This window comes from Lentzea rhizosphaerae, from assembly GCF_042649515.1.
GTDB lineage: Bacteria > Actinomycetota > Actinomycetes > Mycobacteriales > Pseudonocardiaceae > Lentzea > Lentzea aerocolonigenes.
On the sequence record NZ_JBHRZI010000010.1, the window covers coordinates 172,129 to 194,615 of the forward strand.

Consider the following 22,487-nt stretch of genomic DNA (forward strand, 5'->3'; position numbering starts at 1 on the left):
CTGGGCCGCCGAGTTGCCGCTCGTCGGCCCAGCACTTGCTACTCGACCTCTTTGAGAATCCTTTCGACGGACTGCATCCGGGCCTGCATCTCCGCGAACCGCTCCCCCAGCTCGCCGAGCCTGCGTTCGGCACCTTCCTGCGCCGCGACGGCCCGCTCGGCCAGCGCGCGGTACTCGCTCTCCCTGGTCAGCGCAGCCTTCGCCCGCCACGTCGCGGCGAGCTGCCAGATGCTGACCGTGGCGACGGATGTGATCAGGACGAACACCCCGACGACGCCGATGATCTCCTGCCAGCCGTAGGGGCTCATGCCTGCGATCCCTTCTCCGTACTGATTTCCGTGCTCGTGAGGGTCTGCACGGCGTCGGCCACCGACTCCGGCGACAGCTCGACGGCGAACGGTTCGATCTCGTAGAACTTCATCGCCTTGCCGTCCTCGGACAGCTCGAGGTGCGCGCGCACCAGTCCCGCCGCCTCGAGCTTGCGCAGATGAACCTGCAGCAACGCACGGCTGATCCCCAGCTCGCGAGCAAGCGCGCTCACGTAGTTGCGCTCTCGCGTGAGCGCTGCCAACACCCGCAACCGGTGTGGGTTGGCCAGCGTCGCGAGGATGCGCACCAGCTCATCCCCGGTCACAACTGAACCCTGCACATGCCAACAAATGTTAGCAGGTGCTAGGCGAGCCGCTCAACGTTGTCCGACCGGGAGACCCTGCGGTACGCACGCGCCACGTCGGTGAGAAACGCCGTGTCACTGCCCATGTCGCCGCCACCGGGCACACCGACGGGCGCGTCCGGCGCGGGAGTCCGCACCCCAAGCGAGCGAGCCCGCAGCGCGTCGGCCAGCACGGTCGCCTCGACGAACGCGTCCAGTTCCTGGCCGCTCAACCCGACCCGTGCGGCGTTCCTGCGCGCCGAGGCGGCGACCTCCGGATCGAGGTACGGCCGCAGCGCGATCCTGCCGTCCCTGATCTCGATCACCCGGCGGTACAGCCGCAGACCCAGGTCGCCGGGCAGGAGGTCGGCGAGCGCCGAGCGCGGGGGTTCGAGCGCGATGTGCGGACTCGCCTCGTAGAGCCCGAGCCAGAGCGGACGCAACCCCAGGTAGGTCCGGTACCGCCCGATCCACGCGACGAGCGCGCTCAAGCCGACCCTCGGTGCCCACCAGCGGACCGTGCTGCCGACGAACACCAGCACGTTCGCGGCGAGCGGGAGGTACTTGTCCAGTGCCGGCACCACCGGATACCCGAGGCCGAACCGGACCGAGGCGAAGTACAGTCCTTTGTGGACGTGATAGGTCAGGGCGCACACCGCACCGGCCGCGATGAGCCGCAGGCCGAGGCTCAGCACCAGGTCCGACGTGATCCGCGCGAACCGCCAGGACTCGCGGGCCACGACCGCGAACGCCGGGGTCAGGCAGCCGGCGTAGACGACCCAGTACTCCAGCACCCACGCCGTGCCCGCGTACCGGCCCGCGAACCGCACGTCGTCCACGTCGATCGGCGCCAGCGCGAAGAGGACCGCGAGCAGCACGAACCCGGCCGCGAACCACCAGGCGACGCGGACCGAGCGGCGGCTCGCCTCCTGCGGCCGCATGGTCAGGTGGGCGACGAACGCCAGTCCCGCCCACGCCACGACCAGCATGAAGCCGTGTCCCAGCAAGCGGGCGAGGTTGGGGATGCCCGCCCGGCCGATCAGCGAGTAGCCGACGGGGGTCAGCACGATCAGCGAGAGACCGAGGCCTGCCAGGCCCAGCCGGACCGCGCGTTGCGCATCGGTGCGCGGCCGATGGTTGCCGTTCACCAGCATCGTCACGAAGAAACAGCCGACCAGCAAAGGCGGCGCGTAGAACCGCAGCGCGTCCAGCACGGGCGAACTCCCTGCCGATCTGGTTCAGGTCAGCGCGGATCGGGCCAGTTCAGTGCGTCCTCTATGCGGTCGGCCAGTCCTTCGCCGTGATGACCCGCCCGCGCCGGCGCCGCCTTCTGCAGGATCAGGGACGCGAGCAGCTCGGCCTCCTGCTCCTCGACGGCCGAGTACTCGGTGCGTTCCAGCACGGAACGCACCATGTCCGGGTCGAGGTTCGGCATCAGCAGCCGGGCCAGGTCGGCGCCGGTCAGCGGGGCCGAGTAGTGGTCGCACAACAGGTGACAGAGCTCGTGCAGGATGATGTGGTCCCGATGCGGAGGTGTCGTCGACTCCTCGTAGAAGATCAGGTCCAGCTCATCGGTCGCGACCCACACGCCCAGCACACCGGGCTGCGCCGTCATCGGCGTCAGCTCGATGGGCCGCTTCCGTTGCCCGGCAACCAGATCGCAGAGCGCTCGCACGTCGAACGGCGCGGGCATCGGCAGTTCTCGCACCATGGCGTCACATCGGCGGCGCAGCCGCTTCATGTCCGTGCCCCGACCGATCACATCGCCCCCGTCCGACGTGTCACGAACCCGCTTCCTCGTCGGGGCTGTCAGGCAGGCCCTCGAGTTCGCGCGCTCGCTCCACCATAGCGGTGAGCGCGCCGAGGCTCTTGGGAGACAAACCCGACGCCCGCAACGCCATCCGGCGCACGGAGCTGTCCCGCAGCGCGGTCAGCAGCGCGAGCTCCGAGTCGATCTGCTCGGTCACCGCGTCGTCGAAGAAGTACGCGGGCGGGACGCCGAAGAAACCGGCCAGTGCCTCGAGGTGCCGCTTCGTCGGGTTGTCCCGCAGGCCGCGGCGCAGCTGCCAGACGTAGGTGGCGGAGATCGTAGGGCCGCCTCGGAGCCTGATCGCCTCAGCCACCTCTTCGAACGTGTACTCCCGCCCAGCGCGTGAGTGCACGGTGCGGAACAGGTGGTCGACCTTCGCCGCGAGGGACCCCTCCGGCAGTGATGCCACATCGGCCATCGCACCTCCTGTTCGACAGGCCCCCCAGGCCGCGGCGACCATACCACTCGTCAACCACGGTGAATGGAACAGTCAAGAACCGCAAACCACAGTTGACGGCCTCGTGGAACCTCGGTACGTTGACCATAGTTTGGATATTAACCAACGACATACCGTGCAAACTGGTTTCTTCGCCCGTGCGACATCGCCGGGCGAGCGTCCGGGCACACGCCGACTGGGGTGAACGACGGCGTGAATCCTGGTCCGGACGCCACCGCACAACATTCGCGCCTTCAGAGTGCACACCTACCTGAACGCCGCACAGAAAGGTGCAACCTCGAATGGGGGAAACAACCGTTGGAGTTCCGAATCCTGGGGCCAGTCGGCTTGTGGCTGAATGGTGCTGAACTTCCACTGAAAGGCTCCAAGCAGCGCACGATCCTGGCTGCACTGCTCCTGGCACGGGAAAAAGTGCTGTCCGACGCACAACTCGGCGAGGTGCTCTGGGGCAAGAACCCGCCGGCGACTTATCAGGCACAGATCTACACCTACGCATCACGACTGCGCCGGCATCTGCAGGGGAGCATGGCGCTGATCCGGCAGGGACCGGGCTACTTCATGCGGATCGGCACCGCCCGGTTCGACTACCACGAGTTCGAGACCCTTTCCCGCTCCGGGCGCGAGGCGTTGCGGGCGGGACGGTTCGACCAGGCTTCCGAACTGTTGCGCGGTGCGCTGGACCTGTGGCGCGGCCCGACGCTCACCGACGTCACCGACCTGCTCGCCGAGACCGAACGTCCCGGGATCGAGGAGGTCAGGATGAAGACCCTCGAGAGCAGGATCGACGCCGAACTGGCACTCGGCAGACATCACGAGCTCATCTCCGAGCTGGTGGGCCTGGTCAACGCGAACCCGTTGCGCGAGCGGACGAGAGCGCAGCTGATGATCGCGCTGTACCAGGGCGACCGGCAGGCCGAGGCGTTCGCGACGTTCCAGGAGGGCAGCAGACTTCTCTCCGACGAGCTCGGCGTCGACCCCGGACCCACGCTCAAGAGCGCGTACCAGGCGATCCTCACCAACGACGTGCGGCCGGCCTTTCCCGTGCAGCGGTCCTCCGTCGCCACGACGTCGAGACCCGCCGTGCTCGCCGCCGACACCCCCGACTTCACCGGCCGCGAGGCAGAGCTGGACGTCGCGACCGACCGGTTGCGGCACAGATCGTCACTGGTGACGGTGACCGGCATGCCGGGTGTCGGCAAGACCGTGTTCGCGCTGCACGTGACGGACCAGCTCCGCGCCGAGTTCCCCGACGGGCAGCTCTTCGCCGACCTGCGCGGCAGCGGCGGCACTCCCCTGTCGCCCGGCGAGGCTCTGGGCACGTTGCTCGGCGGGCTGGGCGTCAGCGGGTCGTCGCTGCCGGCGAGCCTCGAACAGCGGGCACACCTGTACCGGAGCCTGCTGACCGACCGGCGGATGATCGTGGTGCTGGACGACGCGGCGACCGACCGGCAGGTCCGTCCGCTGCTCACCGGCGCTCCCCACGTCCGCACGATCATCACGACCCGGCGCATGCTGACCACGTTGGGAGGCCAGTACACGCTCAACCTCTCCCCTCTCGGCAGCGCCGAGGCGTTGTCGTTGTTCACCGCGATCGTGGGCCCGGAACGCGTGGGCGCCGAGACGAGTGCGGCTTCGCGGATCGTCGGGCTCTGCCACGGTTTGCCGCTGGCGGTGCGGATTGCGGGAGCGCGGGCCGCGGCCAAGCTGCACTGGCCGCTGGCACGCCTCGCGGCCAGGCTCGCCGACCCCGACCGGCTGCTGGACGAGCTGCGTCTCGGCGACCTGGACGTCCAGGAACGACTCCGGGACGGGTGCCAGTCCCTCGATCCGTTGTCCCGCACCGCACTGCTGCGCCTGTCGTTGCTGGACGTCCCGTCGTTCCCGCACTCGACGACGAGTTCGTTGCTGGGACTGCCCGACGCCTCGGGCGAGCAGATCACCGAGCACCTGCTCGACATGCACCTGCTGGAGCTCGCGGGCATCGAGCCGGACGGCAGGCAGGCCTACCGCTTCCACCCGCTGGCCAGGCTCGTCGCGAAGGAGATCGCTCTGGCCGAAGGACTGTCGGCCGCGCTGTCGCTCACCTGAGCACAGTCACCGGAAGGGCTGTCTCCCCGGGCCCGGGGAGACAGCCCTTCCGGCTTCGGGGATCCCCTCGTCGCGGGGGCCGATCCTGGGCGGCACCCGCAAAAGAAACTTAGCAGGTGCCGCGCCAGGATTGCATGCCGCCGTGCGGGTGATCAGTTGATCACCGTCCGTGCAGCTCGCGCAGGTACTCGTAGGTGGACGGCAACGTCTTCAGCAGCTCGGCCTGCTTCTGCTTGATCTGCGCGAACACCGGTTCGGCGCCCTCCATCGCGTCCGGCCGGAAAGCCAGCGCGGGCAACGGGTGGTCGGGCAGCACGTCCAGACCGGCGAAGATGCAGTAGTAGCTGCTGTTGGTCCAGAAGTTGCGGAACTCCGCCTCGAAGTTCTCGTAGTAGGTGGCCTCGTCGGTGACCGGCATGTTGATCGCGAGCCCCGCCCGGTACTGCGCGATCTTGTGCTGGATGTCGTCGGGCAGCACAAGATCCTTGCAGGCACGCCAGAACGGCGTGTCCGTGCGTGGCGCCAGCGTGAAGTGCGCCTGCAGGAAGTCCCGCGAGTCGTCGAACATCGTCTCGATCTCGCGGTTGAACGACTCGATCAGCACCGGGTCGAACCGCTTGTCCGGGAAGTGCTTGCCCAGCTGGTACAGCGCGGCGGTGATGAAGTAGATGCCGGTCGACTCGAGCGGCTCCAGAAAGCACGACGACAGGCCGATGCTGACGCAGTTGCGCACCCACGTGCGCCGGTTCCGGCCGACGCGGAACTTGACGTGGTTGAGCGGCTGCTCCTCGGGGTCGAGGTTCCACAGCGCGCACAGGTCCTTGGCGGCCTCGTCGGCGTCGGCGAACCTGCTGGAGTAGACGTACCCGGTGCCGAACCGGTCGAGCATGGGGATCTTCCACGTCCAGCCGGACTTCATCGCGATCGCGGACGTGGCGGGCTCGACGCCGTGCGCCTCGTCGTCGTGCGGCACGGCGGTGGCGACGGCGCTGTCGTTGAGCAGGTGATCGCTCATGTCGAGGAACGGCTCGCGCATCACCTTGTTGATGAGCAACCCGCGGAAGCCGGAGCAGTCGACGAAGAGGTCACCCTCGATCGTGCGCCCCTCCTTGGTCTTGAGCGACGTGATGTGGCCGCGCTGGTCGATCGTCGCGTCGGTCATCTCGTCCTGGACGTGCACGACACCCTGCTTCTGGATGGCGAACCGCTTGAGGAAGTCCGCGACCAGATGGGCATCGAAGTGCCAGGCGTAGTTCGTCCACTTGGTGCCGTCGGCGAACCGCGGCGACAGCCGGGCGTCGATGATCGGCGACTCGCGGTAGCACGCGTAGTCGAACTGCTCGGTGGTCTGCCCGCCAAGGCTCTTGGCGGCCCAGTAGTGCGACAGCGGCAGGTTCTGGTGCGTCGGCAGCAGGCCGAACAGGTGGTAGTAGTGGTCGGGCCTGCCGCGCAGCTGCCTGCCCACCGCCTCACCTTCACCCGGCGTGCGCCAGTTGACGAATTTCACCGCCATCTTGAAACTCGCGTTGCACTCCCGCATCCACTCCTCCTCGGGAATGCCCAAGAAGTCGAAGAACGTCTTGTGCAGGTTCGGGACAGTGGCCTCACCGACACCGATCTTCGGAATGGACGGCGCTTCCAGCACGGTGATCGTCGCATACCTGCCGAGCGCCTTGCCCAGATAACTGGCAGTCATCCAGCCTGCGGTGCCACCACCAAGAACGACGACGTTGGAGATCCTGTGGTCTTCCATCCGGACAGATACCCTTCGTTACACCGACCGGCAGGGCCGATTCCGACAGAAAACAGTGAAGTCACTGTTCTCCGGTATCTGATACTTGGACTATATTCGAGCTATCGCACGATCTGGCAGGACTGCAAAACGAGCGGCGCAACTCCCGATCGTGGAACTGACCGCTGAGGGCGGACTCCCGGTCAGGCCGGCACCACCTGGTCACCATCGCGCTTCACCGGGATCGCGGGAGGCCGACGCGGCGGGCCCTCCTTCACCGCACCGTCCGCGGCCGCGAACCGACTGCCGTGCGCGGGTCAGGTCATGACACCACCGGACGGCGTCGTGCCACCCTGCGAATGGCCGCCATGATTCCCCACAGTGCCGCTCGCCTGTGGAGCGAACCATCGCCGTTCATCGCAGATCCTCGGTGCGCGGCGAGTCAGTTCGTCGCACCAACGTCCGCGCCGCGACGAGTCAGCCTGCCGGCCCGCCTGCGGCCCCGTTGCGTGGCGGCGAGCACGACCGGGTCCGTGCCGAGTGCAGCCGCGGTGTCCACGACGGACTTCGCTGAATCCCTGCCGCTGATGTGCGCCGCCACTGCGCGAATCGACGGGTGCGCGAACAGATCGAGCACGGTCAGCGCCGGCGCGCAGGTCGTGCGCAGCTCGCGGTGTGCGCGGACCAGGAGCAGCGACGTCGCACCCAGCTCGAAGAACGTCCGGGTCCGGTCCAGTCCTTCCGCGGGCACCCCGAGCAGTCCGCCGAGCACCTCCGCCACCGCTGCTTCGACTGCCGGGTCGCCGAGCTGCCCTGGTCGTGCGGGCGTCGGCTGACGTGGCGCCGGGGCCCGCACGGTCAGGCGTCGTCCTGCCAGGCCGGCCGGATCGGCGGCCCGCCAGGCCGCGGTGTCGGCGAGCGCGGTCACCAGGTCCGTGTAGGCGGCGAAGAGCCGGTCGAGGTAGCCGTCGGGGAAGGCGGCGTCCACGCAGTCCCAGTTGATCCGCAGCGTGCCGTCCTGCTCGAAGACCTGACAGTCCAGCAGCACGTGCGGGGTCTGACTGATCGCGTGGACGGTCCGGCCGAAGCCTTCCAGCAGTTCCGAGGCATCGGCTGACGTGCTGCCGAGACCGCTCGAGAACACCACCGGCAACAGAACCTGCTTGCCGCGGCGGGCGGCCAGCTCGCGCAGCACCTCGTTGCCGTGCACACCGGCGCTGTGGTCGAGATCCGTCCAGAGTCGCTGCTGCAGTGCCTGGGCGCGATCGGCGAACGCGCCCGCGCCGGCCCGGACATCCAGCAGGAGTGTCGAGGTGTAGTCCCCGATGACGCCCGTGTGCTCCGCCGGGCGGTCGAACGCCGTCATCACCAGGGTGAAGCGATCGCCACCGCCACCGGCACGCAGGACGTCGCCCAGCGCGGTGACGAGCAGCCCCGTCGGAGTGAGGCCGCGGGAGCGGGCGTGCTCGCGCAACGCGGTCCAGCTGCGCTCGTCCAGCACGGTGCGGCGGCGGGTGAACCGCACCGCGCCGGGGCCTGGCGGTTGTGCCGGCAGCGCGGGGCCGTCGGCCATCTCGGCAGCGGCGTCGCGCCAGTACCGCAGCGACTGCTCGCCGGCCGGACGTCGTGCGGTGACCCACTGCTCGAACGTCACGGCCGGGGCGGCGGGCAACAGCGCGGGGTCGCGGTAGGCCGTGACCAGCTCCCGCGCGAACACCACCGCGCTCTGCGCGTCGCAGAAGAGCAAGTCCAGTCCGAAGTGGACACGCCAGGTCCGGTCGGTCAACCTGCTCACCGCAACGTGCAGCATCGGGCACAGGGTCGCGTCGAGCACCTGGTGCGAACGCTCCTCGCGCAGTCGCGACAACGCCTGCTCGCGGCCGGCCTCGTCGTACGACCGCAGGTCGAGAACGTCGATCCGCGGCAGCGTCACCTCGGCGTGCACCTGCTGCAGCGTGTCGGGAGTCACTGTCGCACGCAACATGGGATGGCGGGCCACGACGATCCGCAATGCCCCGGCGAGCCGGTCTGCGTCGAGGTCGTCGACGTCGACCTCGGTGTAGTAGTGCGGTGCCACGGCGTCGCCGAGCCACGTGTCGGCGCGCCCGACGAGGTAGGCGAGCTGCATCTCGGTGAGGCGGAACGGTTCCGGCGGTGCGCTGTGGCGGACCTGCCGCGCCCAGCCGTGCAGTTCGCGCAGCCACCGTGCGGCCTCGGTGAGCGCGTCCGCGAGGTGCAGGGCGGCGTCCGGCACGGGGAACGGCGCCGCCGGAGCGAGAACGACGGGTTCGGGTTCGGGTTCGGCCGAGCCCGACAGGGAGCCGACCAGTGCGTCGATCGACGCGTGCCCGACCAGGTCGCGGAAGGACGGACGGACGCCGGTCATGTCCTCGACGGCGTTCGCGATGCGCACCACGTCCAGTGACGTCGCGCCCGCGGCCACCAGTCCCGCGGAGAAGTCGGCAGCGGGGCCGAGCACGTCGCGCAGCACCGCCTCGATCGGATGGCTCGGTGTCGCGGGCGGCGGTGCGAGCCGAGGCGAGGACCGGAAGGGGTTGGGCAACGCCTTGTGGTCCACCTTCCCGTTCTCGGTGACCGGCAGGGCGTCGTGCCACACGAACCGGGTCGGCACCATGTAGTCGGGCAAACGCTTGCCCAACTCCCCGGCCAGGACGCGATCAGCGTCCGGCAACGGCTCTGCCAGCGCCACGTGCGCGATCAGGCGCGGCCGGTCGTCCGGTCCCGGCACCGCGGCGGCGACAGCCTGGCGAACCTGTGGCAGCCGGTCGAGCGCCGACTCGATGTCGCCCAGCTCGATGCGGTGGCCACGCACCTTCACCTGGCGGTCGGTGCGGCCGAGGAACTGGATCGTGCCGTCGTAGCGCCACTTGCCGAGGTCGCCGGTCCGGTAGAGGCGCTCGCCGAGCACCGGGTGGACGGCGAACCGCGCGGCGGTCTGCGCCTCGTCGCCGAGGTAGCCGCGCGCCACCCCCGCGCCGCCGATGAACAGCTCGCCCGGCTCGCCGACCGGACACGGCCGTCCCTCGTCGTCCAGCACGTGGAAGCTCTGGTCCCGCAACGCCCTGCCGTAGGGGATGCTCGGCCATTCCGGGTCGACCTCACCGATCGGGAACGTGATGGACCAGATCGACGCCTCCGTCGCCCCGCCGAGGCTCATCACCTCGACACCGGGTACGAGCGCACGCAACCGGTCGGGCAGGCTCACCGGAATCCAGTCTCCGGACAGCATCGCGAGACGCAGGGAGGAGAGCTGCGCGGCCGCGGCCGGATCCGCCTCCGCGTACTCGACGAGGATCTCCAGCAACGCCGGCGCGGTGTTCCACACGGTCACCCGGTGGGCGCCGATCAGCTCGCACCAGTGCTGGGGGTCGCGCTGCCGTGCGGAGTCCGGCAGGACCACGGCGCCACCGGCACCGAGCACGCCGAAGACGTCGTAGACGGAGAGGTCGAAGCTCAGTGCGGACAACGCGAGCACCCGGTCCGCGCCGGTGATCGTGAACCGGTCGGTGATGTCGTCGACGGTCGTGCGGGCCTGGCGGTGCTCGATCGCCACCCCCTTCGGCACACCGGTGGAACCCGACGTGAAGATGACGTACGCCAGGTCCGCAGGGCCGGCCGTGCCGGGCCGCGCCTCCCCCGTCGCGAGCGCGACCGGGGCACCGCGATCGTCCACTTCGGACATCTGGATGCCGTCGGGGAGCTCGGGGCACCGACCAGCGGCCACGACGGCGTGCCTGATCCCGGCGCGCTCGCAGACCGCCTGGATGCGGGCTGCGGGCCAGCTCGGGTCCACCGGAACGTACCCGGCCCCGCAGCGGTGCACACCGAGCACGGCGACGAGCTGCGCGGGACTCTTGGGCAACGCGACCAGCACCAGATCACCGGCCAGGACACCGGACGCGGTGAGGTGCCCGCCGAGCACGCAGGCGCGGTCGGCGAGCTCGGCATGGCTCGTCACTCCCGCGGTGGACAGCAACGCGGGTGCTCCCGGCACGTGCAGCGCCGCCTGCCGCAGCGGGTCGTCGAGCAGCGGGCCGCAGTCACCGAACGGCGTCGCGTCCAGTGGTTCGGGACGCAGGAACGACGGGTCCCAGCCGAGATCGACCCGTGTCCACAACGACGAGTCGGCGGCCAGCGAACGCAACAGCGCGCACTGCGCTTCGGCCAGCCCGTCGAGGAAACCGGCAGGGAACGCGGCCTCGACCGCGTCCCACACCAGCCGCAGCGTGCCGCCCTCCTCCCAGACGAGGTGGTCGAGCAGCACCTGAGGCGTCTGCGAGACACCGAAGACCTCGGTACCGAGCCAGGCGGCGGGTGGTGCGCCGGTACCGATGCCCACACCGGAGGTGAACACCACCGGATGAGTGCCGGCCGCCAGCACGTCGTCCCGCCGGGCGGCGAGTTCGCGCAGCACCTCCACCCCCGCGAACGCGCGGTGGTCGATCGCCGTCCACAGTTCGGCGTTGACCTGCTTGGCGAACGCCGTGAATCCGGTCCGGCACACCGGATCCAGCCCGACCAACGCCGTGGTGGTGAAGTCACCGACGAGGTGCTCCACGCCGGGCACGTCCTCCGGCCGGTCGAAGAGCGTCGCGTTGAGACTGAACCTCTCACCGGCGCCCCAGCAGGACAGCACGAGGCCGAACGCGGCCAGCAGCACCGCGGTCGGACTCACACCGTGCTCTGCCGCTCGCGCGCGCAGGCCGGTCCACTCCTGCTCGGTGAGCCGGTGTGACCGCCTGCGGAAGCGCGGCGCGCCGGTGAACTCGACGACCGGCAGCCGCGGTCCGTCCGCGAGCTCGTCCAGCTTCGCCAGCCAGTGAGCGCGGTCGCGCGATCGCCGCTCGTGGTGGGCGGGATCGGCCTCGCGGTGCGCCACGATGTCGAGGAACTCGGCGGACGCGACGGGCAGCTGTGTGTTCGCGTCGGCGAGCAGCTCACCCCACTGGCGCATCAGCAGGCGCCAGCTCGCGAAGTCCAGCACCAGCACGTCGAAACCCACGAGCAGGCGGGTACGGCCGTCCGGGAACTGCGCCGCGTGCAGGTCGAACAACGGCCACTCGTGTGCGGGCCGCACCTGGTGCGAACGCTCCTCCCGCAGCCGGTCCGCCTCGGCTGCGTCGCGCAACCGGGTCCGGCCGATGCGGTAGTGCGGTACCGCGGCCAGCTCACGTTGCCTGCCGTCCCTGCCGATGGTCGTGCGCAGCATCGGGTGGTGCGCGACGAGCCTGTTCCAGGCGGCTTCCAGCCCGTCGAGATCGACATCGGGCGCGAGGTCGTACTCGTGGTACCAGAACGTCGCCACGCCACCGAGCGCGAAGTCGTGACCGCGGCCCGCCCAGTAGGCCGCCTGCACGGGGGTGAGCGGCACCGGCTCGCCCGCCTGTACCGACGGCAGTTCCGCGACGGTGCGTGCGGCGGTGACCGGAGCGTTCGCGAGCTCCGCGACCACGTCGCACGCCGGACGGTCGCCCAGGAAGCACGTCAGCGGCAGCTCGACTCCGGTGCGCACCGCGACGAGCCTGCGCAACCGCAGCGCTCCCAACGACTCCACGCCCAGTTCGGCGAACCGGCGGGTGAGATCGACCTCGTGCGGCGGCAGGCCGACCAGTTCGGCGACGGCTTCGCGGACCAGTGCCTCGGTGGCGACCATTCCAACTCCAGACAGTGAACGACCTGCTCACCCGATCGGGCGTCACTTCACCCTTGTCGACATTGATAACTATTGTCAACTAGGGTGGCCCCATGTTCCTCCTGCGGCCGGTGCGCGGCCGGTTGTTTCTCGGAATCTGTTGCCAGGCCTTGGCCGCAGTGGCCGGTGTCGCACCGTTCATCGCTGTTGCCGAAGTCGGCCGAGTGCTGCTGAGCGGCGGTCCGTGGTGGCAGCACGTGATGCTCGGGGCACTCGCCCTGCCCGTACGGGTGGCGTTGCTCACTGCCGCGACGACGCTCACCCACCTCGCGGACAACGACCTGCAGCTGCACCTGCGCCGCCGGCTCGCCGCCCACCTCGGCCGGCTGCCGCTGGGCTGGTTCTCCGGCCGCGGTTCGGGCGCGGTGAAGCGTGCGGTGCACGACGACGTCGGCGCGTTGCACCACCTGGTGGCGCATTCGTTGCTCGACCTCGTCACCGCGGTCGTCGTGCCGGTGGTCGCGACGCTCTACCTGTTCACGATCGACCCGCTGATGACGTTGATCACGCTGCTTCCGCTGGGAGCCGGGTTGCTGCTGCACGCCCGTGCCATGCGCGACGTGACCGCGCGCATGGCCGAGTACCACCAGGCGACCCAACGGCTGGACAACGCCGTGGTCGAGTTCGTGCACGGGATCACGGTGGTGAAGGCGTTCGGGCAGACCGGAAAGGCGCACAAGCGGTTCAGTGACGCCGCACGCGAGTACGGCGCATTCGTGACCGGGTGGGCCGAACAGGTGACGCCCTCGCTCACCCGCAGCCAGCTCGCCCAGGCACCGCTGGTCGCACTGCTCGTCGTACTGACAGCGGGCACGACGCTCATCGGCACCGGGCTGCTCACGACGGTCGACCTGATTCCGTTCGTGGTGCTGGGCATCGGTTTGAGCGCGCCCGCACTGGCGATCAGCTACAGCGTCCAGGACGTGCGGGCCGGCCGGGCGGCGCTGGGCCGCATCGAGGAACTGCTCGCGACGCCACCGCTGCCGGAACCCGCGCACGCGCCGGAGCTGCCGTTCGGTCCCGCCCGCGTCGAGCTGGACTCGGTCCGGTTCGGCTACGACGACGAAACCGAAGTGCTGCACGGCATCGACGTGGTGCTCGAACCCGGGACCGTCACCGCGCTCGTCGGGCCGTCGGGATCAGGCAAGTCGACGCTGGCGGCGCTCGTGGCGCGGTTCCACGACGTGACGGCGGGGGCGGTGCGGATCAACGGCGTCGACCTGCGCAACCTGCCGGGCGCCGAGCTGTACCGCTGGGTCGGCTTCGTGCTGCAGGACGTGCGGCTGCTGCGCACCACCGTGCTGGACAACATCCGCCTGGCCCGGCCGGACGCCGATCTCGACGAGGTCGTGCGGGTGGCACGCGCCGCGCGCATCCACGACCGGATCACCGAACTGTCCGACGGCTATCTCACGGTTCTCGGCGACGACGTGCGGCTCTCCGGCGGTGAGGCGCAGCGGGTGTCGATCGCGCGGGCGTTGCTCGCGGACACCCCGGTGCTGGTGCTCGACGAGGCGACCGCGTTCGCGGACGCGGAGTCGGAGGCGGCGATCCAGGACGCGATCAGCGAGCTGGCGCGGGGCCGGACCGTGCTGGTGATCGCGCACCGGTTGTCCACTGTGGTCGATGCCGACCAGATCGTGGTGCTGGACGAGGGAGTTGTGGTGGAAAAGGGCAGGCACGACGAGCTGGTCGCGGCGGGCGGCAGGTACGCGGCGCTGTGGGCGGTGCACGCGTGATCCGCCGGTTGCTGTCGCTGACCGGTGGCGAGCAGGGGACGCAGCTGCGCCGTGCCGTGTGGTGCCTGGGTGCGGCCGCCGCCGTGCAGGGAGCGGCGTTCGGCGTACTGCTCCCGGTGCTGCGCGCGCTCGTCTCGGGCGAGCCGCGGCGGGTGTGGCCCTGGCTCGCGGTGCTCGCGGTCGCCGTTGCCGCGTACGCCCTGCTGCACAACCGAGGCGTCGTGGCGGGTAGGCGGGCGGGCTACGCGCTCGGCGGCGTGCTGCACGAGCGGCTCGGCGACCATGTCGTCACGCTGCCGCTCGGCTGGTTCACCACCACGCGGGTCGGTTCGCTGGGCCGGGTCGCCACGCAGAACGTCATGAGCGTCATGGGTGTTCCAGGGCACCTGCTCGATCCGCTCGCGCACGCGGTGGTCACGCCCGCGGCCGTCGTCGCCGTGCTGCTGTTCACCGACTGGCGCATGGCGGTCGGCGCTCTCGTCGCCGCGCCCGTCGTGATCGCGGCCCATCGCTGGACCGGCAAGCTGGTGCAGCGCACCGACCAGGCCGCCGACGCGGCCGCCGCCGAGGCAGGCGGCCAGGTCGTCGAGTTCGCCCGCAACCAGCCGGTGCTGCGCGCGTTCGGCCGTTCCGCACACGGGTTCGCTCTCCTCGACGACGCGCTGGTCTCCTCGCGGGACGCCGCGCGGCGGATGCTGCGCACCGCGCTGCCGGGACTCGCAGGCTTCGTCCTGGCGGTGCAGACCGCGTTCACCGCGCTGCTGGTGCTCGGCGCGACGCTCGCGGCCGGCGCGACCGTCGACGTACCCGCGATCGTGGTGGCGCTGGTGCTCGCGGTCCGGTTCACCGAACCACTGCTGAGCGCCGCGGAACTGGGTGCGGCACTGCGCATGGCCTCTGGCTCGCTCGACCGGGTGGAGGCGGTGTTCGCTGATCGGGCGCTGCCGGAGCCCGAACGGTCCGCGCCGACCGGGCCGCCCGCGATCGAGTTCGACCGGGTCCGCTTCGGCTACGACGACCGCCCGGTGCTCGACGACGTGACCTTCACCGTCGCACCCGGCACCACCACGGCGCTCGTCGGCGTTTCCGGCGCGGGCAAGAGCACGGTGGTCCGCCTGGTGGCGCGGTTCTTCGACGTCGGCGCCGGAGCGGTGCGGGTGGCGGGGGCGGACGTCCGCTCGTTGCGCACGGCCGACCTGCTCGGCCTCATCGCGCCGGTCTTCCAGGACACCTACCTGTTCGACACGACGCTCGAGGACAACATCCGCGTCGGCAGGCCGGACGCCACCGAGGACCAGGTGCACGAGGCGGCACGGCTGGCCGGGGTCACCGAGATCGTCCGCCGCCTGCCGGACGGCTGGCAGACCCGTGTCGGTGAAGGCGGCACCAGGCTGTCCGGTGGTGAGCGGCAGCGCGTGGCGATCGCCAGGGCACTGCTCAAGGACGCCCCGATCGTGCTGCTGGACGAGGCGACGGCCGCGTTGGACGCGGAGAACGAGGCGGCCGTGACGACCGCGCTGGCGACGCTCGCGCGAGGACGGACCTTGCTCGTGATCGCCCATCGTCTGTCCACTGTGGTCAACGCGGACCAGATCGTGGTGCTCGACGGCGGCCGGGTCGTGGACACCGGCACGCACGAGGAGTTGCTGGCGCGCGGTGGCCGGTACGCCGGCTTCGTCGCCCAGCGGGAGAACGCACAGGGCTGGCGCATCGCCACGGGACAGAAGTGAACGAGAGGACGAACGTGTTCGACGTGATCATCGTCGGCGGTGGGCCCGCGGGTCTGGGCGCCGCACTCACCCTCGGCCGGCAGCGCAGGAAAGTACTGCTCGTCGACAGCGGCACCTACCGCAACGAGCCGGCGCAGGAAATGCACATGTTCCTCTCCCGCGACGGCTTCCCGCCCGCCGAGCTGCGGCGGCTGGGCCGCGAGGAGCTGACGCACTACCCGACCGTCGAGATCCGCGAGGACCTCGTCGTGACGGCGACCGGAGCAGCCGGCGACTTCACCGTCGACCTGGCGAGCGGGCCGTCCGAACACGCCCGGCGGCTGCTGCTGGCGAGCGGCCAGGCCGACGTGTTGCCGGAGGTCGACGGCGTGGCGGAGCGGTTCGGCAAGGGTGTCTACCACTGCCCGTTCTGCCACGGCTTCGAAACCGCGGGCAAGCCGCTCGCAGTGCTCGGCGGCGACTTCTCGCACGCGATGCTGGCGCTGTACGTGGCGGACCGGTTCAGCGACGACGTCGTGCTCTGCGCCGGTGGGCCGCTGGAGGTGTCCGACGAGCTGCGTGCCGCGTTGAAGGAGAAGGGCATCGACGTCCGCGAGGAGCCGGTGACCCGCATCGGCGGCGAGCAGGAGTCGCTGACCGTCCACTTCGGATCGGGTGCGCCACTGGAGCGCGGGGCGATCTACCACCGGCCGGTGTCGCGGCAGCGGTCCGACCTGGCCGCCGGGCTGGGCTGCGAGCTGCTGCCGGACGGTTGCGTGCGGGTCAACGCCATGCAGCAGACCACGGTCGCGGGCGTCTACGCCGCGGGTGACACCGCGCGGCTGCCCGACCTGGTCGGCCCGACACCGTTCGTGATCACCGCGGCGGCCGACGGCGCGAAGGCCGCGATCTGGCTGGAGCAGGACCTGTTCCGCTCGTCCGTTAACGTGCCGATCCCCGGCTGACACCCCTGTCTCGCCGATCTCGCGTTTGGCGCGAAAAGCACGTCCGGGCCATCTATCGGCCCGAACGTGCTTTTCGCGCCAAACAAGCGCCGGCGACACGCCGAGGGAGCGCCCACGCCGTTCGTCACGTGGCCTGCAGGACCGCGCAGGAGAAGGTGAACCCGCCGCCGACGCCTATGAGCACGACCTTGTCCCCCGGTGCGAGCAGATCCGCACGCCGCAGGTGGTCCAGCGCGTAGAGGTGGTCGGCGCCGCCCATGTGTCCGGTGCTCAGTCCCAGATCGAGCAGTGTGCACGCCGGATCGAGCCCCAGCGGATCGGCGTAGCCGAAGCGGAACGAGGTGCGGCCCACGAACGGCGGCACCGCCCAGCGCGCCTCGGCGATCGTCGTGTCCGCCTCCGCGAGTGCCTGTGCCACCACGGTTCGCACGCCGGTGACGTGGGCGGCGACCACCGAGGCGGGCGACCGTCCGCTCACCGCGTAGAACTCGCGAGCCGACCGGCGCAGCACCAATGGTTTCAGCGCGGCCGGCGAGGCGGCGTGGAACGGTTCCTCGCCCCGTTGCAGACCCTCCAGGGACGGATCGGCCCAGGAGACGCACGACAGCAGCTTCAGCGCTCCACCACCACGTCCGAGCACCGCGGCGGCCCCGCCGTCACCCAGCAGCACGCCCGAGTCGAGGTTCCACCGGTCGACCGCGGACTCGGGGAACCAGTCGGCCACCGTGACCAGTGCCTCGTGGAGGTCCTGTCGGGCGGTGAGCACCGTCGCGGCGACCTCCAGCGCCGCGAGTCCGCTGTTGCACAGGGCGTTGACCTGCATGGACAGTCCTGGCAACGGTCCGTGCAGCAGCTGGTGCGCGATCCAGCACGACGCCGACCACAGGTCGATGCCCTGGAAGCCTGCCGCGCCGTGCAGGTGCAGTCCCGGCGTGGCGGTGCCGAGGGCGAGCCGCCCGGCGCGCACCGCCATCTCCGGCGGGGACACCGCCGACACCGACACCGAGGTCATGCCGGCCTCCGCCGCATCTGCTGCGGCGTACCTGCCGTCGGCCACGGCCTGCCGCACGGGCAGCAGCTCCCCGAGCACGCCACCGGTTCCGGTGACCCACACGTCGTCGAACCTCACGTCGACACCCTTTCCACACACCGGCCGCCCACCAACACGAAAACCCGATTCGCTCTCGCCGCCACGTCGTCGTCGTGGGTCACGAAGAGCACCGCGAGACCGGCTGCCCGGCGGCGGTCCAGCACCTCCAGGACCGCGTCCGCGGTCGCCGCGTCCAGCGCCGAGGTGGCCTCGTCCGCGAGCAGCACGTCCGGATCGCCCGCCAGCGCTCTCGCGAGCGCGGCACGTTGCCGCTGCCCACCCGAACACTCACCCGGACGGCGAACGGCGAACTCCGGCCCCAGCCCCACTTCCGCCAGCAGCTCGACCACCCGGTCCCGCGCCGCACGACGTCGCACACCGGCGAGACGCAGCGGCCGCGCGACCGAGGATCCCAGCGAGTGCGCGGGATTCAGCTCTGCCACGGGGTCCTGGCCCAGCAGCGCCACGGAGCCGCGCACGTCGACGCGCCCGGTCACCGGGTGCAGCCCCGCCACGCCGTGCAGCAATGTGCTCTTGCCGGCCCCGGAAGGACCGACCAGCGCGAGGAACTCACCTCGCGCCAGCTCCAGACCGACGCCGTGCACGAGCTCCCGGCCGCGCCGCTCCACGGCGACGTCGTCCAGCCTCAGCACGGGCTCGCCCAACTCGACGACAGCGGGCCGCGGCCTCGTGGGCGTCTGCCCAGCGGGGACCAGCACGCCGTGCCGCAGCTCGACCACGCGATCGCACACCGACACCGCCCAGCGCAGGTCGTGGGTGACGATCACGGTGCTGGGGCGCCTGCTCGTGAGCTCCTCGGTCACCAGGTGCCGGGTCTGGGCGTCCAGCCCGCTGGTCGGTTCGTCGAGCAGCAGGAGCTCGGGATCGGCGGCCAGCGCCCTGGCGAGCACCACCCGTTGCGCCTGCCCTCCCGACAGGGCGTGTGGACGGCGGCGGGCGACGTCGGCCGGCAGCCCCAGCCTGGCGAGCACGTCGGCCGGAGCCACCGAACCGATGCGGCGCAACGGATCCAGTGTCGTCGCCGGATCCTGCGGCACCAGACCGACGTGGCGGCGCCGCCACCGGCGCGCCGCCCGGCTGCCGAGCGCCACGGGTTCTCCGTGCCACAGCAGCTGTCCCGCGGTCATCCGCACACCCGGCCGGACGTCGCCGAGCAGCAAGCGCAGCAGGGTCGTCTTTCCCGTACCGGTCGGGCCGACGATGCCGACGATCTCCCCCTGCGCGACGGTCAGGTCGAGCCCCGCGAACAGCGACTCCACTGTCACTTCGCGCAGTTCGACCACGCCGGCGGACCGGCGCGTCGGACCGGCCGGTGGCGGCGCGTACCCGCGTGGCACAGGCATCGGGACGATGCGGTGGCCGAGCAGGTCGAGCCCGAGCAGGAGCACGGTGGTCAGCGCGGCGATCGCCGCGGCGGGAGCGAGCACCGACCACGGGTTCAACGCGACGCCGGGCAGGTTCTCCCGGATCATGACGGCCCAGTCCGGCGCCGGAGGCTGTGGCCCGAGGCCGAGCGCGTGCACGGCGACCGTCAGCTGCATCGCGGCCACCACACGCAGACCGGCGTCAGACAACACCGTCGCACCCACTACAGGCAACAGCTCGCGCGCCAGTACCGCGCGCGGACGTTCTCCTCGCACGACAGCGGCCAGCACGAAACCCGCACGGCGCAACGGTGTCGCGGCCGCGTGCACCACTCGCGCGGAAAGCGGTGTGCCGAGCAACACCATGCCCGCCAGCACCGCGGCCCAGGAAGGCAATGCCACCGCGCAGGTGAGCACCACGAGCAGACCCGGCACGGCCAACATGCCGGCACTCGTCCGCAGCACCAGGCGTTCGACCCACGGAGTCCACGCCGCGGTCAGTCCCGCGACGGTGCCGAGCAGGCTCGCGGCGAGCCCGGCGGGCAGAGCGGTCGCCAGCAGCCCCGCACCTCCGGCGAGCAGGCGGGACAGCACGTCGCGGCCGAGTACGTCGGTGCCCGGCGGCACCTCGTCCGACCACGGCACGCCGACGACCTCGGTGACGTCGTGCGGGGCGAACCACCCACCACAAAGGACGGTCACCGTCACCGCGAGCAAGCCGAACGCGGGCAACCACGCCCTCACCGCGCACCCACCCTCCGTGCCAGCACCGCACTCACCGCATCGGCCGCCAGCACCGCCACCAGCACCACGGCCGCCACGAGTGCCGCGAGCCCCTGCAACACCGGTGCGTCGCGCGTGCCGACGGCAGTGGCCAGCAGCTGTCCCATGCCGGGATAGGCGAACACCGCCTCCACCACGGTCGTCGCGGTGAGGACCCCACCGGCCAGCACGGCCGCCGCCTGCGCCAGCGGCGGCGCGAGGTGTGGCACCACGTGCCGCGCGGCCACCACCGGCACCGGTACGCCCCGCAGGAGCGCATCGGTGACGAACCGCCTGCCCACCACGTCGGTGACCGGTCCACGCAGCAGGCGCGCGGTCCACGCGATCGCGGGCAGCGCGAGTGCGAGCACGGGCAGGACGAGCACCTCCGGCCGGTCCGCCGCGGTGCCACCCGCGGGCACCAGCGACACCGCGGGCAGCCAGCCGAGCCAGGTCGCGAAGACCACGACCAGCCCACCGGCCAGCACCACCTCCGGCAGTCCGGCGATCGCGGCGAGCAGCGCCGAACCCGCCCGGTCGGCACGCCAGCCGAGCAGCAACGCGAGCGGGGTGCCGAGGGCCAGAGCCAGCACCCAGACCGGCACCGCGATGAACAGCGTCGCGGTGAAGCGCGACCACAGCAGCGGAGCGACCGGACGTCCATCCACAAGAGACAGACCGAGGTCACCGCGCACGGCACCGGACAGCCACCCGGCGAACCGGGTCCAGACCGGCTGGTCGAGCCCGAGTGCCACGCGCAGCTCCGCGATCCGCTCGGGTGTCGCGTGCTGCCCGGCGGCGATCACGGCCGCGTCACCGGGCAGCGCCGTGGTGATGAGGAAGACCAGCAGGCACACCAGCAACAAGGTCAGCGCGGCACGCGCGACCGTCAGCGCCGCAGCCACACACCGTCCAGGAAGATCCGGGCGAAGCCGGTGCTCACGGGAAGGCCCTGCACCGCGGGCGAGGACACGTCGAGCCCGTCGCCGAAGCCCCACACGAGCCAGCCACCGTCGGCGGCCATCCGCTCGCGCAGCTTCTTCAGCGCGGCCTCGCGCTGTCCCTGGTCCACCACGGCCATCGCCGCGGCGAACTCGGTGTCGAAGTCCGGCTTCTTCCAGCCGGTCTCGTTGAACGCCGACGTGCTCAGCGCGGTCTGGCGCACCCACACCGGGAACGGGACGTCGGTGTAGTAGCCCATCGCCAGCGGCTCGACCGTGTAGACCTGCGACCAGTACGTCTCCGGCGGGTGCTGGCGCACCTCGACCTTCAGCCCCGCCTCACCGAGCTGCGTGGCGAGCAGCGTCGCCGCGCTCACCATCCCCGGATACGCGGTCGTGGTGTTCAGCACGACGCCGCCCACCGAGGAGAGCACGCGGCGTGCCTCCGCCAGATCACGCGCGGGCGCCGGCACGTCGGTGCCGCCGGGCACGTCACCACCGACGGTGCCGTAACCGAGCAGGACGCCACCCACGAGCGCGTTCCGGTCGACCGCGAGCTTCACGGCGCGGCGCACCTCCGGCCGGTCGAACGGCGCCTTGTCCAGGCGCATCAGCATCGGATAGGTGGTCGCACCAGGACGCCGCGACACCACGAGGCCACCGGTGCGCTCGGCGGTCCTGGCCGCGGCCGGGCTCACGTTCGCGGCCACGTCCACCTCACCGGAGGTCACCGCGGCGGCCAGCGCCTGCGGGTCGGCGAAGCCGCGGATCTCCAGCTTGTCCAGGTGTGGCCGGTGGCCCCACCACTTGTCGTTGCGCACCAGCACGGCGGTCTGTCCATCCATTGTGGACAAGGTGAACGGACCGGAGCCGACCGGCTGGTCGAACTTCTCGGCGCCGTCGGGCACCACGAACGTCACACCCGCCAGCGTCCTGGGCAGGTCCGCGTCGGGCTGCGTCGTCCGCAGCACCACCGCGAGGTCACCGTCCGCAGTGGACTGACCGATGTCGACGGTGCCGAGCCTGCCACCGTTCTGCGCGGCCTTGGCCCCGATGCGGCGCAACGAGTACAGCACGTCCGCGGCACGCACCGGCTTGCCGTCGCTGAACACCGCGTCCGGGCGCAGCTCGAACCGCCATCGCGTCGCGTTGTCCGACGACGACCACGAACGAGCGAGCCGCGGCTGCACCGTTCCGTTGTCGCCTGGCACCGTCAGCACGTCGTACAGGGCGCCCAGGCGCACCCAGTCCGACTCGTTGAACAGACTGCCGTGCGGATCCGTCACGGCGGCGCCACCGCCCGCGGCGACAGCGCCGTAGCGGAGAGTTCCACCGTCCACCGGTGCCCCGGCATCACCACCGGGAGGCGCCGCTCCCCCGGCGGCGCAGCCACCGAGCGCCAGGAGGAGAACAGCACCGACGGCTGTCCTGCGGGACATTCCGA

Annotated in this window: 15 protein-coding genes; 4 read left to right on the plus strand and 11 right to left on the minus strand. The window is 71.0% G+C overall.

What is annotated here, in order from left to right:
- Positions 1–38: 38 nt before the first annotated feature.
- The 5 genes from ACFOWZ_RS06995 to ACFOWZ_RS07015 all read right to left on the minus strand — a co-directional run bounded on the left by ACFOWZ_RS06995 (position 39) and on the right by ACFOWZ_RS07015 (position 2,880).
- The gene (locus tag ACFOWZ_RS06995; RefSeq protein ID WP_030469183.1) at positions 39–308 is read right to left on the minus strand and encodes a hypothetical protein; all 270 of its coding nucleotides are present in this window, start codon (positions 306–308) and stop codon (positions 39–41) included.
- Entirely contained in the window at positions 305–634 is a 330-nt protein-coding gene (locus ACFOWZ_RS07000; protein ID WP_382370337.1) for an ArsR/SmtB family transcription factor, read from the minus strand. Before ACFOWZ_RS07000 ends, ACFOWZ_RS06995 begins: the two co-directional genes overlap by 4 nt.
- A 38-nt stretch (positions 635–672) precedes the next feature.
- The gene (locus ACFOWZ_RS07005) at positions 673–1,866 is read right to left on the minus strand and encodes an MAB_1171c family putative transporter (RefSeq protein ID WP_382370339.1); all 1,194 of its coding nucleotides are present in this window, start codon (positions 1,864–1,866) and stop codon (positions 673–675) included.
- Between the two features lie 29 nt (positions 1,867–1,895).
- The gene (locus tag ACFOWZ_RS07010) at positions 1,896–2,363 is read right to left on the minus strand and encodes a hypothetical protein (RefSeq protein ID WP_382370341.1); all 468 of its coding nucleotides are present in this window, start codon (positions 2,361–2,363) and stop codon (positions 1,896–1,898) included.
- Between the two features lie 70 nt (positions 2,364–2,433).
- Positions 2,434–2,880, minus strand: a complete 447-nt coding sequence (locus ACFOWZ_RS07015; protein WP_382370343.1) for a helix-turn-helix domain-containing protein — start codon at positions 2,878–2,880, stop codon at positions 2,434–2,436.
- A 231-nt stretch (positions 2,881–3,111) separates the two neighbouring features.
- Here ACFOWZ_RS07015 and ACFOWZ_RS07020 point away from each other — a divergent pair, with 231 nt between their 5' ends.
- Positions 3,112–5,007 (plus strand): AfsR/SARP family transcriptional regulator, encoded by a 1,896-nt coding sequence (locus ACFOWZ_RS07020; protein ID WP_382370345.1) that lies wholly within the window; start codon positions 3,112–3,114, stop codon positions 5,005–5,007.
- A 160-nt stretch (positions 5,008–5,167) separates the two neighbouring features.
- Here the strand turns inward: ACFOWZ_RS07020 and ACFOWZ_RS07025 are convergent, their stop codons facing one another.
- Both ACFOWZ_RS07025 and ACFOWZ_RS07030 read right to left on the minus strand, forming a co-directional pair.
- On the minus strand, positions 5,168–6,703 hold the full coding sequence (locus ACFOWZ_RS07025) for a tryptophan halogenase family protein (protein ID WP_382370347.1): 1,536 nt from the start codon (positions 6,701–6,703) through the stop codon (positions 5,168–5,170).
- A 478-nt stretch (positions 6,704–7,181) separates the two neighbouring features.
- Positions 7,182–12,413, minus strand: coding sequence for an amino acid adenylation domain-containing protein (locus ACFOWZ_RS07030; RefSeq protein ID WP_382370349.1), 5,232 nt, complete (start codon positions 12,411–12,413; stop codon positions 7,182–7,184).
- Positions 12,414–12,505: 92 nt separating this feature from the next.
- On the opposite strand from ACFOWZ_RS07030, the gene ACFOWZ_RS07035 reads away from it, so the two are divergent.
- The 3 genes from ACFOWZ_RS07035 to ACFOWZ_RS07045 are packed head-to-tail and all read left to right on the plus strand — an operon-like array spanning position 12,506 to position 16,865.
- Positions 12,506–14,191, plus strand: coding sequence for an ABC transporter ATP-binding protein (locus ACFOWZ_RS07035; protein ID WP_382370351.1), 1,686 nt, complete (start codon positions 12,506–12,508; stop codon positions 14,189–14,191).
- Positions 14,188–15,921: an ABC transporter ATP-binding protein gene (locus ACFOWZ_RS07040; RefSeq protein ID WP_382370353.1), complete on the plus strand. Its 1,734-nt coding sequence runs from the start codon at positions 14,188–14,190 to the stop codon at positions 15,919–15,921. Before ACFOWZ_RS07035 ends, ACFOWZ_RS07040 begins: the two co-directional genes overlap by 4 nt.
- Positions 15,918–16,865: an NAD(P)/FAD-dependent oxidoreductase gene (locus tag ACFOWZ_RS07045; protein ID WP_382370355.1), complete on the plus strand. Its 948-nt coding sequence runs from the start codon at positions 15,918–15,920 to the stop codon at positions 16,863–16,865. The genes ACFOWZ_RS07040 and ACFOWZ_RS07045 overlap by 4 nt, the downstream gene beginning before the upstream one ends.
- Positions 16,866–16,989: 124 nt before the next feature.
- On the opposite strand, the gene ACFOWZ_RS07050 is transcribed toward ACFOWZ_RS07045, so the two are convergent.
- From ACFOWZ_RS07050 to ACFOWZ_RS07065, 4 genes are read right to left on the minus strand one after another with little or no spacing between them, the layout of a single operon-like run.
- Complete coding sequence (locus tag ACFOWZ_RS07050) at positions 16,990–17,994, minus strand: ketoacyl-ACP synthase III family protein (protein WP_382370357.1); 1,005 nt, start codon at positions 17,992–17,994, stop codon at positions 16,990–16,992.
- Positions 17,991–20,084 (minus strand): ABC transporter ATP-binding protein/permease, encoded by a 2,094-nt coding sequence (locus ACFOWZ_RS07055; RefSeq protein WP_382370359.1) that lies wholly within the window; start codon positions 20,082–20,084, stop codon positions 17,991–17,993. Before ACFOWZ_RS07055 ends, ACFOWZ_RS07050 begins: the two co-directional genes overlap by 4 nt.
- Complete coding sequence (locus ACFOWZ_RS07060) at positions 20,081–21,007, minus strand: ABC transporter permease (protein WP_382370361.1); 927 nt, start codon at positions 21,005–21,007, stop codon at positions 20,081–20,083. The genes ACFOWZ_RS07055 and ACFOWZ_RS07060 overlap by 4 nt, the downstream gene beginning before the upstream one ends.
- A complete protein-coding gene (locus ACFOWZ_RS07065) occupies positions 20,992–22,482 on the minus strand; it encodes an ABC transporter substrate-binding protein (RefSeq protein WP_382370363.1) in 1,491 nt (496 codons plus the stop codon). Before ACFOWZ_RS07065 ends, ACFOWZ_RS07060 begins: the two co-directional genes overlap by 16 nt.
- Between the last annotated feature and the right edge of the window lie 5 nt (positions 22,483–22,487).

Coding starts and splice junctions, on each gene's coding strand:
- ACFOWZ_RS06995 (WP_030469183.1), bottom strand. CDS start 308: ATGAGCCCCTACGGCTGGCAGGAGATCATCGGCGTCGTCGGGGTGTTC.
- ACFOWZ_RS07010 (WP_382370341.1), bottom strand. CDS start 2,363: ATGGTGCGAGAACTGCCGATGCCCGCGCCGTTCGACGTGCGAGCGCTC.
- ACFOWZ_RS07015 (WP_382370343.1), bottom strand. CDS start 2,880: ATGGCCGATGTGGCATCACTGCCGGAGGGGTCCCTCGCGGCGAAGGTC.
- ACFOWZ_RS07025 (WP_382370347.1), bottom strand. CDS start 6,703: ATGACTGCCAGTTATCTGGGCAAGGCGCTCGGCAGGTATGCGACGATC.
- ACFOWZ_RS07030 (WP_382370349.1), bottom strand. CDS start 12,413: ATGGTCGCCACCGAGGCACTGGTCCGCGAAGCCGTCGCCGAACTGGTC.
- ACFOWZ_RS07035 (WP_382370351.1), top strand. CDS start 12,506: ATGTTCCTCCTGCGGCCGGTGCGCGGCCGGTTGTTTCTCGGAATCTGT.
- ACFOWZ_RS07065 (WP_382370363.1), bottom strand. CDS start 22,482: ATGTCCCGCAGGACAGCCGTCGGTGCTGTTCTCCTCCTGGCGCTCGGT.